Raw genomic sequence first — 12,034 nt, 5'->3', positions numbered from 1 at the left:
CTCCGCGCGGTCCCGCGCGGTGCGGCTCCCGGAGGCGGGTGCCTCCGGGAGCCGCACGTGCCGGTGCCGGCCTGATCCGGTCCGGTCCGCCTACAGGTGGGGCAGGATGGACGGCATCAGGTCCTGGAAGGTGCGGCCATTGGCCGGGTTCCCGAGGGCCGTCATCCGCCATCCGGTGCCCGCACGGTGCACCTTCGCCATGATCTGGGCGGTGTACTGGCCGCCGCCGTCCAGCGTGTACCGGGCGAGCTCCTGGCCGTTGGTCTCGTCGACGATGCGGCAGAAGGCGTTCTGGACCTCCTGGAACGTCTGCCCGGTGAAGGAGTTCACCGTGAAGACGATCTGGTCGATGTGGACCGGGACGCGCTGGAGGTCGACGAGGATCGCCTCGTCGTCACCGCCGGAGCCGGCGCCGCCGACCAGGTTGTCCCCGGTGTGCTTGACGGAACCGTCGTCGCTGACGAGGTGACGGAAGAACACGACGTCGACGGGCTGCTTGTCGGCGAAGAGCACCGCCGAGGCGTCCAGGTCGATCTCCCGGGTGCGCGAGCCGAACAGACCGCGGCGCGGAGCCGCCTGCCAGCCGAGCCCCATCCGTACCGCCGTCAGGGTCCCCCCGTCGCTCTTCTGCAGGTTGATGGCCTGACCCTTGGTCATGTTGACCGTCACGCGCTGTCCCCTCTCGGCATTGCCCCGCAACCGTCCGTGTGCGGTTTCCCCGCACCCTACGCATTCCCCCCGGGACGGCAGGAGGTTCGGTCCGTTTTTGTGTCGGTCTTGCAACACACCGGCTTGCGACACACCGGGCGTCAGGCGATCGCCGCGCGCCCGGTGTGCCGGGCCTCAGGCGAGGCCCGCCTCCTTCATCTGGCGCAGCTCCTTCTTCAGCTCGCCCACCTCGTCGCGCAGCCGGGCGGCCACCTCGAACTGGAGGTCGGCGGCGGCGGCCCGCATCCGGTCGGTCATCTCCTCGATGATTCCGGCCAGTTCGGTCGCGGGACGGTCGCTGACCACCGCGCCGGCCGACGTGCCCTTGCCCTTCGCGCCCTTGGCCGCCTTCACCCCGAGCGTCGGCACCGGGGTCTTGGCCTCCTTGCCCTGCCGGTAGCCGGTGCCGAGGAGCTGCTCGGTGTCGATCTCCTCGCGGGCGATGGTCGCGACGATGTCGTTGATCTTCTTGCGCAGCGGCTGCGGGTCGAGGCCGCGCTCGGTGTTGTAGGCGATCTGCTTCTCACGGCGGCGGTTCGTCTCGTCGATGGCCTGGGCCATCGCCGGGGTGACCTTGTCCGCGTACATATGGACCTGGCCGGACACGTTACGGGCGGCGCGGCCGATGGTCTGGATGAGCGAGGTGCCGGAGCGCAGGAAGCCCTGCTTGTCGGCGTCGAGGATGGCCACGAGGGACACCTCGGGGAGGTCGAGGCCCTCACGCAGCAGGTTGATGCCGACCAGGACGTCGTACTCGCCGGAGCGCAGCTCGCGCAGCAGCTCGATGCGGCGCAGGGTGTCGACGTCGCTGTGCAGGTACCTGACCTGGATGCCGAGCTCCAGGAAGTAGTCGGTGAGGTCCTCCGACATCTTCTTGGTGAGGGTGGTGACCAGGACCCGCTCGTCGCGCTCGGTGCGCTTGCGGATCTCGTGCACCAGGTCGTCGATCTGGCCCTCGGTGGGTTTGACGACGATCTCGGGGTCGACCAGGCCGGTGGGGCGGATGATCTGCTCGACGAAGCCGTCTCCGCGCGAGAGCTCGTACTTCCCCGGGGTGGCGGAGAGGTAGACCGTCTGGTCGATCCGCTTCAGGAACTCCTCCCACTTCAGCGGGCGGTTGTCCATCGCGGACGGCAGCCGGAAGCCGTGGTCGACGAGGGTCCGCTTGCGGGAGGCGTCGCCCTCGTACATCGCGCCGATCTGCGGCACGGTGACGTGCGACTCGTCGAGGACGAGCAGGAAGTCCTCGGGGAAGTAGTCGAGGAGGGTGTTGGGGGCGGTGCCGGGGGCCCGCTCGTCGAAGTGCATCGAGTAGTTCTCGACGCCGGAGCAGCTGCCGATCTGGTGGAGCATCTCGATGTCGTACGTGGTGCGCATGCGCAGCCGCTGGGCCTCCAGCATCTTGCCCTGCTTCTCCAGCTCGGCCAGGCGGGTTTCGAGCTCCTCCTCGATGCCCCGGACGGCCTTCTGGAGCCGCTCGGGTCCGGCCACGTAATGGCTGGCGGGGAAGATGTGCAGGGCCCGGTCCTCGCTGATGACCTCGCCGGTCAGCGGGTGCAGGGTGGAGAGGGCCTCGATCTCGTCGCCGAACATCTCGATGCGGACGGCGAGCTCCTCGTAGACCGGGAAGATCTCGATGGTGTCGCCGCGGACCCGGAAGGTGCCGCGGGTGAACGCGAGGTCGTTGCGCGCGTACTGCATCTCGACGAACCGGCGGAGCAGCTGGTCGCGGTCGATCTCCTCGCCGACCTTGAGCTGGACCATGCGGTCCACGTACTCCTGGGGCGTACCGAGGCCGTAGATGCAGGAGACGGAGGCGACCACGACGACGTCGCGCCGGGTCAGCAGCGAGTTCGTCGCCGAGTGGCGCAGCCGCTCGACCTCCTCGTTGATGGAGGAGTCCTTCTCGATGTAGGTGTCCGACTGCGGGACGTACGCCTCGGGCTGGTAGTAGTCGTAGTACGAGACGAAATACTCCACCGCGTTGTTCGGCAGGAGCTCGCGGAACTCGTTGGCCAGCTGGGCGGCGAGCGTCTTGTTCGGCGCCATCACCAGGGTGGGGCGCTGCAGCTTCTCGATCATCCAGGCGGTGGTCGCCGACTTGCCGGTGCCGGTCGCGCCGAGCAGGACGACATCCTTCTCACCTGCGCGGATACGCCGCTCCAGCTCGGCGATGGCCGCCGGCTGGTCGCCGCTGGGCTGGTAGGGACTGACGACCTCGAAGGGCGCCACCGAACGTTCGATCTGGGAAACAGGCCGCATGGAACCACCGTACGGCCCCCCACTGACAACGGCCTCGGATGCGCTCAGTCCGAGGACACGTGGCCGGAGGTGGGGCCGGGGGCGGTCGGATGCAGGTGCACGCCGAGCGCGGCCATGCCGGTGTAGTGCATCCCGGTCACCGCGACGGCCATCATGACGCCCGCGCCCAGGCCGGAGAGGAGGACCCGGGCGGAGAGGGCGGCCCGCAGTGCGGCGGTGGCGGCGATCGCGGCTATCAGGACCGAGAGGACGACGAGGGGTGTCTCGTACGTGAAGTGCCCCCGGAAGCGGATGCCCGCCATGCCCAGGTAGTGCGTGGAGGCGATACCGAGGCCGGTGAGGCTGCCGCCGGTGATCAACGCCATGCGGGTCGCGCCCCGGTACCCGACAATGAAGAGGCCGACGCCGGCCATCACCACGGCCACGGCCAGGGCGGCGAAGGTGTGGGGCTTGTCGTGCGAGAGCGGTGCCTCCACGACGGTGAAGCCCGTCATCGCCACGTAGTGCATGGTCCAGATCCCGCAGCCGATGGACAGCGCACCGAGCGCCAGCCGGCCGGTCTTGAAGGAGCGGTGCGTGCGCAGGGACCTGATACCGCAGCGGAGTCCGAGAGCGGCCCCAACACAGGCCGCGAGGAAAGCCAGGACCGGGATCACCGGCCCGTGGGTGAATCCCTCAACCGTTCCGCGCACGCCGTCACGCCCTTCGAGAAAGCCCGGGTTCGAGGGGGGTCCCCCAGGGCCCTGCAGGCATATGTAAGGAACACATTTTATCGGCACAGGACCGTGCTCCTGGCCCCCCGGGGTGCATCCCGGGGTGTTCTCGGACCACTCCGGTCGCGCGGATTTCCGTTCATTCCGTGGCCATCGCCGCCCCACCCGGCGTTGGTGGGCCGCTGCCAGTCTCGTCGTGTCCGCACCCTCCGATACGGGGAGTCCACGTGTTCGTACGCACCGCAACCGCCTCCACCGCCGCCGCGGCCATCCTCGGCGGCGGCGCCCTGCTGCTGCCCGTCGCCCCGCCGCAGGAGACGGCCGCCCGGACCCCGGACCGGCAGGCGAGCCCCGTCGTCGTGGCCCACCGGGGCGCGTCGGGGTACGCACCGGAGAACACGCTCGCCGCCGCGGACGCCGCGAAGGCGCTCGGCATCGAGTGGGTGGAGAACGATGTCCACCGCACCAAGGACGGCGTGCTCGTCGTGCTGCACGACACCGACCTGAAGCGCACGACGAACGTCGAGGAGGTCTTCCCCGGCCGTGCCCCGTGGGCGGTCAAGGACTTCACCGCCGCCGAGGTGGCGAAGCTGGACGCGGGCAGCTGGTTCGGGAAGCGGTTCGCGGGGGCCCGGGTGCCGACGCTCACCCAGTTCGTGAACCGCCTGGAGCGCAACCGGCAGAAGCTCCTCCTGGAGATCAAGAGCCCCGCGACCTACCCGGGCATCGAGCGGGACATCCTGCGCGTGCTGGGCAGGGAAGGGTGGCTGGACCGCTCGCACGTGCAAGGCCGCCTGGTCATCCAGAGCTTCGGCGCCGAGAGCGTCAAGAAGGTGCACGCCCTGCGCCCCGACATCACCACCGGCTTCCTGGGCACCCCGGCGGTGGCCGACCTCCCCTCGTACGCGGCGTTCACCGATCAGATCAACCCCTCGCACACCACGATCGGCGCCGACTACGTGGCGGCCGTGCAGCGGCTCAAGGGCCCGCACGGCAAGCGGCTGCGGGTGAACACCTGGACGGTCAACGACGCGACGACCGCGGCGAAGGTCCGCGGCTACGGCGTCGACGGCATCATCACCAACTACCCGGACGTGGTGCGCGACGCCACGCGCTGACGGGGCGGGCCGGACGGGGGCCCGGGTGGGTGGGGTCGGACGGGGCTGCTCGGACGGGGGATGCCGGGTTTCCGCCGACGGGACCGGCGTTGTCAGTGGCCGGTCGTACCGTGGACGGCATGAACAGCTACGGGGCCGGTGCGGAGCCGGCCGTCGAGTGGTCCGTCGTGGAGAGCGCCATCGGGCCGCTGCTGCTCGCCGCGACCCCCGCCGGTCTGGTGAGCGTCGCCTTCCACGCCCGCCCGGACGTGCGGGACGCGGCGCTCGCCCAGCTGCGGACCCGGCTCGGCACGGAGCCGGTGGAGGCGCCCGGCTCCCCGCGCCTCGCCGAGCCGATACGCCGGCTCGCGGCCTACTTCGCGGGGGAGCGGCAGGATTTCGGCCTGGAGCTGGACTGGTCGCTGACGGCAGGCTTCCACCGCGAGGTGCTCCGCGAGCTGGAGTCCGGCGTGCCGTACGGGACGGTCGTCGGGTACGGGGAGCTGGCCGCTCGGGTCGGCCGGCCGGAGGGGGCGCAGGCGGTGGGGGCCGCCATGGGGTCCAACCCGCTGCCGGTGGTGGTGCCCTGCCACCGGGTGGTGGAGAGCGACGGCGGCCTCGGGGGGTTCGGGGGCGGGCTGGAGACGAAGCGGCAGCTGCTGGCGCTGGAGGGGGTGCTTCCGCAGCCGCTGTTCTAGGGAAGTGGCCTGTTCACTCGTACGGGTGCAACACGCCGTTCATCTGATGGCACACTGCGCCGGTGACGCCATCTCTCCCCCACTCCGCCGTCCCCCCGGTCACGGCCGCCGGTCTGCCCGCCCTCCAGCGCCGGACGTCGGCCGTGCTCGTCGTCAGCCAGATACTCGGCGGCCTCGGGGTGGCCATCGGCATCGCCCTGGCTCCGATGCTGGCCACCGAGGTGACCGGCTCCGAGGCCCTGTCCGGGCTGGCCCCGACGGCCTCCGTCGCCGGTACGGCGCTGCTGTCGCTCCCGCTGGCCGCCCTGATGACCTCGCGCGGCCGGCGCCCCGGCCTGGTGCTCGCCTATCTGATCGGCGCGCTCGGCGGCGCCCTGGTGGTCCTCGGCACGATGGCGCGCAGCTTCCCGTTGCTGCTGCTCGGGATGGCCGCGTTCGGCGCCGGGTCCTCCGCCAACCTCCAGGCCCGGTTCGCGGCGGCCGACCTGGTCGGGCCGGAGCGGCGGGGCCGGGCGATCTCCACCGTCGTCTGGGCCACCACGATCGGCTCGGTGGTGGGCCCCAACATCGCGGCCCCGGCCGGCCGGCTGTTCCGCGGGAGCCCGGTGCCCGAGACCGCCGGCCCCTACCTCTGGTCCGCGGTGGCCTTCCTGGCCGCCGGGGTGACCGTGGCCGTGCTGCTGCGCCCGGACCCGCTGCTCACGGCGCGCGCCCTGGCCCCGCGGAGTCCGCAGGGAGAGGGGAAGCGCTCGCTGCGCGCCGGGGTCGCGGCCGTACGGGAGTCGCCGATGGCCAAGCTGGCCCTGGGGACCGTCACCGTGTCCCACACCGCGATGGTGTCGATCATGGTCATGACCCCGGTCCATCTGGGCGGGCACGGCGCCGGTCTCCAGCTGATCGGGCTGGTCATCAGCGGCCACATCGCGGGCATGTACGCGTTCTCGCCGGTGATGGGGTGGCTTGCCGACCGCTTCGGCCGGCTCTCGGTGATCGGCCTCGCGGTCGGTCTGCTGAGCTGCGCCGCCCTGCTCGCCGGCACCGCGGGGCCCCGGCACGGCCAGACCGCCCTGGGCCTCTTCGTGCTCGGCCTCGGCTGGTCGGCGGGGATGATCGCCGGTTCGGCGCTGCTCACCGACTCCGTACCGCAGGACGCCCGGGCGGCCGTGCAGGGCCTGTCGGACCTGACCATGAACGGGGCGGCGGGCATCGGCGGGGCGACGGCCGGGGTGATCGTCGCCCAGTGGGGGTACGGCCCACTGAACGCGATCGGTGCCGCGCTGCTGCTGCCGGTGGCCGCGCTGGCCCTGCGGCGGAGCATGAAGCCTTCCGCCGCCGGAGCCTGAGGCCTGTAGATCCCCCCGGCCCCACCAGCCCCACAGGCCCCACGAGCCCCACGAGCCTCAGAGGCTGATGTGGTACGCCTTGCGCAGCGTCTCGTGGACCGTCCACGTCGTCCGGTCGCCCTCGCGCAGGACGCAGGCGTCCCCCGGCCCGATCTCCAGCGTCGCGCCGCCCTCGACCGCCACGGTGGCCCGCCCGCTGACGACCACGAACAGCTCGTTCGCCTCGGTGTCGGTCACCACTCCCGGCGTGATCTGCCAGATCCCGCGCACCTGCTTGCCGTCGGCCGACTCCCACAGCACCTTGCCCGTCACCACGGGCTCGCCCGAGACGATCTGTGCCGGATCCAGCGGCTCCGGTTCGAGCTCGGCGTCCGGGATGTGCACGGCGAAGGAGGCGGCGGCCTGGTCATTTGTCGTCATGGCCGGTCACCTTAGCGACCACTTCCGGCCGACCCGCCACCAGGACCGGCCGGAACCGGTCCCCCCGTGGTTTGCGGCCCTCCTGCCCGCGACAGGGATGGGGGCATGCCACAGAACACCGACACCTCCTACGAGCCGGTCCTCTCCGCCGAGGTACGAGCGGCCCTATCCGGCGGGCTGCCCGTGGTGGCCCTGGAGTCGACGATCATCGCGCACGGGCTGCCGCGCCCCCGCAACCTCCGGGTGGCCATCGAACTGGAAGGGATCGTCCGGTCCGCCGGTGCGGTCCCGGCCACCATCGCCGTCCTGGACGGGCAGGCCCATGTGGGTCTGGAGAAGGACCAGTTGGAGCGGGTGGCCGGGGACCCGGCGGTCCGGAAGCTGGGCCACCGCGATCTCGCCCCCGCCCTCGCGCTCGGGGCGAGCGGAGCGACGACGGTCTCCGCGACGGCGTTCCTGGCGGCGCGGGCGGGCCTGCGCTTCTTCGCCACCGGCGGGCTCGGGGGCGTGCACCGGGAGTGGGCCGACAGCCAGGACGAGTCGGCCGATCTGCGGCTGCTCGCCCGCACCGGAATCACGGTGGTCTGCGCGGGCGTGAAGTCCATCCTCGACGTCCCGGCGACGCTCCAGCGCCTGGAGACCCTGGGAGTGGGCATCCTCGGTTACGGCACCGGCCACTTCCCCGGCTTCTACCTGAGCAGCTCCGGGCAGCCGGTCGACTGGACCGTGCACAGCCCCGAGGAGGTGGTGGAGGTGGTCCGGGCGAAGGAGGCGCTGGGCGGCCCGGAAGCGGCGCTGATCGTCGCCAACCCCGTACCGGAAGCGGACCAGTTGGATCCCGCGCTGCACGACCGGGTGCTCGCGGAGGCGCTCGACGCGTGCCGGGAGCGCGGGATCACCGGGCAGGGCGTCACCCCGTTCCTGCTGGAGGAGCTGATGCGGCGGACCGAGGGGGCGTCGCTGGAGGCGAACCTGGCCGCGGTGCGCGGGAACGTGGGGCTCGCGGCACGGATCGCAGCAGCCGCAGCGGCGGCCGTACGGTGACCGACGCCGCCCGGGCGCCCGGGCGCGGGCTCCTCGTGGTCGGGGACGTGGTCACCGACGTGGTGGCGCTCCACGGCTCGCCGCTCGTCCACGGCACGGACACCGCCGCCCGGATCCGGAGCGTGCCGGGCGGCGCGGGGGCCAACGTCGCGTGCTGGGCGGTGCGTTCGGGGTGCCGGGAGGTGGCGCTGCTGGCCCGGGCCGGGGCGGAGTCCGCCGGGTGGCACCGGGACGCGCTGGAGCGGGCGGGGGTGCGGGCGCTGCTGGCGGTGGACGAGAAGGTGGCGACCGCGACGGTCATCTCCCTGGTGGACGCCGCCTCCGAGCGGACGTTCCTCACCGACAGCGGCGCCGTGCTGCGGCTGGCCACCGAGGACTTCGCGCCCTCGATGCTGGACGGCGTGGGGTGGCTGCACCTCTCCGGCTATCTCCTGTTCGCCGCGACCAGCCGTGCCACGGCGCGGCTCGCCCTGCGGACGGCCCGGGAACGGGGCATTCCGGTGAGCGTGGATCCGGCGTCGGCCGGGTTCCTGGCGGAGCTCGGGCCGAAGCGGTTCCTGGAGTACGCCGAGGGGGCCGAGCTGCTGCTGCCGAACGCGGACGAGGCCCGGCTGCTGACCGGCCTGCCCGAACCGGAGGAAGCGGCGGCGGAGTTGAGCCGTACGTTCCCCCGGATCGCCGTCACGCTGGGCCGCGGCGGTGCGGTGCTGGCCGCCGGGGGCGCGGTGACGGGGCGGGTCCGCGCCCGGCCGGTCCTGGACCCGGTCGACTCGACGGGGGCGGGCGACGCGTTCACCGGCGGGTTCCTCGCGGCCCTGCTGGCCGGGGCGGACGACGAGGCCGCCGCGGCGGAGGGCTGCCGGGCAGGTGCCGAGGCGGTGACCACGGCGGGCGGACGCCCACCTCTCCCCTAGAAACCCAGCCCCGACCACGCCGGATGGCCCGGATCGTCCGCGCGCACGACCACGTCCGCGACGTCGGAGGGCGCCACCTCCTCCTCGTACCGGGCGAAGGCGGGCAGTGTCCACCGCTCCCCCTCCGCCGTGCGCCGCCGCAACGCCCCCGGCGAGAGCCGCACATGGACGCTCAGCGCGAACGGGAACCAGTGCCCCAGCAGCAGCGGCCCGTGCACGATCACCACCCCGCCCTCCGGCAGCGGGTGGTACGGAGTGCGCGTGGCCCGGTCGGTGACCGGGTCCCACAGGTCGGGCAGCACCCGCCCGGAGCCGCCCGCCTCCAGCGGCCCGAACACCTCGCGCCAGAGCGCGCCCGTGTCGAACCAGGATTCGGCGTACGCGTCCGGGTCCTCCTTGCCGTACTCGAACCGCAGGCTCGCCGGGCGCAGGAACCCCTCGGTGGGGACCACGAGCACCGACCGGCCGCGCAGCCTCAGCTCGTCGGCGAGACGTTCGGCCAGGTCAGCGGTGCGGGCGGCCGGGGCGCCGTCGATCCCGAGGGTGAGCCAGGGGGCTCCGTCGGCGGCGGTCAGGCCGTCGCTGTGCCGGGCCAGTTCGCCGGCCAGCCGTTCCCAGGTGATCGCTTCGAGTCGCACGCCTCCATCATCCACGCCGGAGCACGCCGTTCCGCAGGCGTCACCCGCCCCGCAGCTCGGCGGCGAGCGGGCCGTCCCCCGCCACCTCGATCCGCCCGTCCTTCACCGCCTCCGCGAGGGTGACATCGCCGCGCCCCAGCTCCAGGCACAGCTCGGCGTCGAGGGCGATGCGGGCGTCGGGCTGCGGGGCCGGACCGAACCCGTACGGTTCCACCGCCGCACCCCTCCCCGTACGGACATGGAACTCCCCCTCGTCCAGCCGCACTTCGAGAACGCCCTCCTGCGTGAGCCCGGTCAGCGCGCGCAGCAGCGGCAGGGCGAACCAGTGGGCCCGTACGGCGTCGGTGGGGCGGCGTCCGGTGAGGGCCGGGGCTCCCCACTCGGCGAGGGCGGCGAGGACCGGGAGCAGGCCGTGGCCCCGTTCGGTCAGCTCGTAGACCGAGGCGGCGGCGGGCGGCGGGAGTCGGCGGCGTACGGCGAGGCCGCCCTGCTCCATGTCCTTGAGGCGGGAGGCCAGGACGTCGGTGGAGACGCCGGGCAGGTCGGCGTGGAGGTCGGTGTAGCGGCGGGGTCCGGCGAGCAGTTCGCGGACGATCAGCAGCGTCCACCGGTCGCCGACGGAGTCGAGGGCGCGGGCGGAGGCGCAGAACTGGTCGTAGCTCCGGCGTCTGACGGGGCGTGCGGCGGCGGGCTGCTGACGTGGCATGCGACGCAGTCTAGACATGTTGTTGGACTTTCCAAGCTCCCACTTGGTAAAACCAAGTATCGCAGTTCGGCTCGGGGAGGCACCGCATGGAGTTCCGGCAGTCCAGCAAGCTCAACGAGGTCTGTTACGAGATCCGGGGCCCGGTCATCGAGCACGCCAACGCCCTGGAGGAGGCGGGCCACAGCGTGCTCCGGCTCAACACGGGCAACCCGGCGCTCTTCGGCTTCGAGGCTCCGGAGGAGATCGTCCAGGACATGATCCGGATGCTGCCCCAGGCCCACGGCTACACCGATTCGCGCGGGATCCTCTCCGCGCGGCGGGCGGTGGCCCAGCGCTACCAGGCCATGGGGCTCACCGAGGTCGGGGTGGACGACATCTTCCTCGGCAACGGGGTCTCCGAGCTGATCTCGATGGCCGTGCAGGCGTTGCTGGAGGACGGCGACGAGGTGCTGATCCCGGCCCCGGACTTCCCGCTCTGGACGGCGGTGACCACGCTCGCGGGCGGCAAGGCCGTGCACTACATCTGCGACGAGGAGTCCGACTGGAACCCGGATCTCGCCGATATGGCCTCGAAGATCACCGACCGGACCAAGGCCGTCGTGATCATCAACCCGAACAACCCCACCGGCGCGGTCTATCCGCGCGAGATCCTGGAGGGCATCCTCGATCTCGCGCGCCGGCACGGGCTGATGGTGTTCGCCGACGAGATCTACGACCAGATCCTCTACGACGGGGCCGAGCACCACAGCGCGGCCGTCCTCGCCCCGGACCTGGTCTGCCTCACCTTCAGCGGGCTCTCGAAGACGTACCGGGTGGCCGGGTTCCGCTCCGGCTGGATGGTGGTCTCCGGTCCGCACCAGCACGCCCGCAACTACCTGGAGGGCCTCACCATGCTGGCCTCCATGCGGCTCTGCCCCAACGCCCCCGCGCAGTACGCCATCCAGGCCGCGCTCGGCGGCCGGCAGTCCATCCGGGAGCTGGTGGCGCCGGGCGGCAGGCTGCACGAACAGCGGGACCGGGCCTGGGAGCGGCTCAACGAGATCCCCGGCGTCTCGTGCGTGAAGCCGAAGGGCGCGCTGTACGCGTTCCCGCGCATCGACCCGAAGGTCCACCCCATCGTCGACGACGAGAAGTTCGTCCTGGACCTGCTGCTGCGGGAGAAGATCCAGGTGGTGCAGGGCACGGGCTTCAGCTGGCCGCGCCCGGACCACTTCCGCATCCTGACCCTCCCGTACGCCGACGACCTCGACGCGGCGATCAGCCGGATCGGCCGCTTCCTGAACGGGTACCGGCAGTGAGCGGGCCCCAGGCCTCCAAGGCCCCGCGCCCTGAAACGGGAGCGGGCCCGGAGGCGTAGCCGGCCTCCGGGCCCTGAGTGTGCCGCCCATCGGGCACGCCGGCACGTTTAAGGGTCCGGGTCAGTCATGATGTCGTCGCGTCCTGCCTTTGGACCACCGCAGATCGAAAGCTCTGCGGGCCGGACTTGAACCG

General features: G+C 72.2%; 11 protein-coding genes and 1 pseudogene. 6 read left to right on the top strand and 6 right to left on the bottom strand.

The features are described 5' to 3' along the window. Nucleotides 1-90 precede the first annotated feature (90 nt). The 3 genes and pseudogenes from IF17_RS0120430 to IF17_RS0120420 form a co-directional block, all read right to left on the bottom strand. Nucleotides 91-669: a TerD family protein gene (locus IF17_RS0120430; protein ID WP_030567993.1), complete on the bottom strand. Its 579-nt coding sequence runs from the start codon at nt 667-669 to the stop codon at nt 91-93. Between the two features lie 174 nt (nt 670-843). Next, nucleotides 844-2,970, bottom strand: coding sequence for an excinuclease ABC subunit UvrB (gene uvrB, locus IF17_RS0120425; protein ID WP_030567983.1), 2,127 nt, complete (start codon nt 2,968-2,970; stop codon nt 844-846). Between the two features lie 71 nt (nt 2,971-3,041). Beyond that, a pseudogene (locus tag IF17_RS0120420) lies at nt 3,042-3,662 on the bottom strand (MHYT domain-containing protein); the annotation flags it as partial. Between the two features lie 248 nt (nt 3,663-3,910). On the opposite strand from IF17_RS0120420, the gene IF17_RS0120415 reads away from it, so the two are divergent. From IF17_RS0120415 to IF17_RS0120405, 3 genes are all read left to right on the top strand, one after another. Then, on the top strand, nt 3,911-4,801 hold the full coding sequence (locus tag IF17_RS0120415; RefSeq protein ID WP_030567979.1) for a glycerophosphodiester phosphodiesterase family protein: 891 nt from the start codon (nt 3,911-3,913) through the stop codon (nt 4,799-4,801). A gap of 119 nt (nt 4,802-4,920) precedes the next feature. Then, nucleotides 4,921-5,478 (top strand): methylated-DNA--[protein]-cysteine S-methyltransferase, encoded by a 558-nt coding sequence (locus IF17_RS0120410; RefSeq protein ID WP_030567977.1) that lies wholly within the window; start codon nt 4,921-4,923, stop codon nt 5,476-5,478. A 143-nt stretch (nt 5,479-5,621) separates the two neighbouring features. Beyond that, complete coding sequence (locus IF17_RS0120405; RefSeq protein ID WP_030567976.1) at nt 5,622-6,821, top strand: MFS transporter; 1,200 nt, start codon at nt 5,622-5,624, stop codon at nt 6,819-6,821. 57 nt (nt 6,822-6,878) lie between these two features. Here IF17_RS0120405 and IF17_RS0120400 read toward each other — a convergent pair whose 3' ends face one another. Continuing rightward, on the bottom strand, nt 6,879-7,241 hold the full coding sequence (locus IF17_RS0120400; RefSeq protein WP_030567974.1) for a cupin domain-containing protein: 363 nt from the start codon (nt 7,239-7,241) through the stop codon (nt 6,879-6,881). 105 nt (nt 7,242-7,346) lie between these two features. Here IF17_RS0120400 and IF17_RS0120395 point away from each other — a divergent pair, with 105 nt between their 5' ends. Both IF17_RS0120395 and IF17_RS0120390 read left to right on the top strand, forming a co-directional pair. Then, nucleotides 7,347-8,285, top strand: coding sequence for a pseudouridine-5'-phosphate glycosidase (locus tag IF17_RS0120395; protein ID WP_030567973.1), 939 nt, complete (start codon nt 7,347-7,349; stop codon nt 8,283-8,285). Beyond that, complete coding sequence (locus IF17_RS0120390; RefSeq protein WP_030567972.1) at nt 8,282-9,199, top strand: carbohydrate kinase family protein; 918 nt, start codon at nt 8,282-8,284, stop codon at nt 9,197-9,199. The genes IF17_RS0120395 and IF17_RS0120390 overlap by 4 nt, the downstream gene beginning before the upstream one ends. Here IF17_RS0120390 and IF17_RS0120385 read toward each other — a convergent pair. Together IF17_RS0120385 and IF17_RS0120380 are read right to left on the bottom strand one after the other, a co-directional pair. Further along, a complete protein-coding gene (locus IF17_RS0120385) occupies nt 9,196-9,837 on the bottom strand; it encodes a nucleoside/nucleotide kinase family protein (RefSeq protein WP_030567971.1) in 642 nt (213 codons plus the stop codon). The two genes, IF17_RS0120390 and IF17_RS0120385, sit on opposite strands and share 4 nt — an antisense overlap. A gap of 40 nt (nt 9,838-9,877) precedes the next feature. Next, a complete protein-coding gene (locus tag IF17_RS0120380; protein ID WP_030567970.1) occupies nt 9,878-10,543 on the bottom strand; it encodes a winged helix-turn-helix transcriptional regulator in 666 nt (221 codons plus the stop codon). 86 nt (nt 10,544-10,629) lie between these two features. On the opposite strand from IF17_RS0120380, the gene IF17_RS0120375 reads away from it, so the two are divergent. After that, the gene (locus IF17_RS0120375) at nt 10,630-11,841 is read left to right on the top strand and encodes a pyridoxal phosphate-dependent aminotransferase (RefSeq protein WP_018512117.1); all 1,212 of its coding nucleotides are present in this window, start codon (nt 10,630-10,632) and stop codon (nt 11,839-11,841) included. Nucleotides 11,842-12,034 lie beyond the last annotated feature (193 nt).

The sequence above is a fragment of the Streptomyces cyaneofuscatus genome, from assembly GCF_000718135.1.
GTDB lineage: Bacteria > Actinomycetota > Actinomycetes > Streptomycetales > Streptomycetaceae > Streptomyces > Streptomyces cyaneofuscatus.
The sequence above is the reverse complement of the archived record's forward strand: the minus strand, read 5'-3'. Positions and strand labels throughout refer to the sequence as shown.

Bases quoted from the DNA above. Each gene is read 5' to 3' on its own strand.
- uvrB (WP_030567983.1), bottom strand. From the start codon at position 2,970: ATGCGGCCTGTTTCCCAGATCGAACGTTCGGTGGCGCCCTTCGAGGTC.
- IF17_RS0120410 (WP_030567977.1), top strand. From the start codon at position 4,921: ATGAACAGCTACGGGGCCGGTGCGGAGCCGGCCGTCGAGTGGTCCGTC.
- IF17_RS0120400 (WP_030567974.1), bottom strand. From the start codon at position 7,241: ATGACGACAAATGACCAGGCCGCCGCCTCCTTCGCCGTGCACATCCCG.
- IF17_RS0120395 (WP_030567973.1), top strand. From the start codon at position 7,347: ATGCCACAGAACACCGACACCTCCTACGAGCCGGTCCTCTCCGCCGAG.
- IF17_RS0120380 (WP_030567970.1), bottom strand. From the start codon at position 10,543: ATGCCACGTCAGCAGCCCGCCGCCGCACGCCCCGTCAGACGCCGGAGC.
- IF17_RS0120375 (WP_018512117.1), top strand. From the start codon at position 10,630: ATGGAGTTCCGGCAGTCCAGCAAGCTCAACGAGGTCTGTTACGAGATC.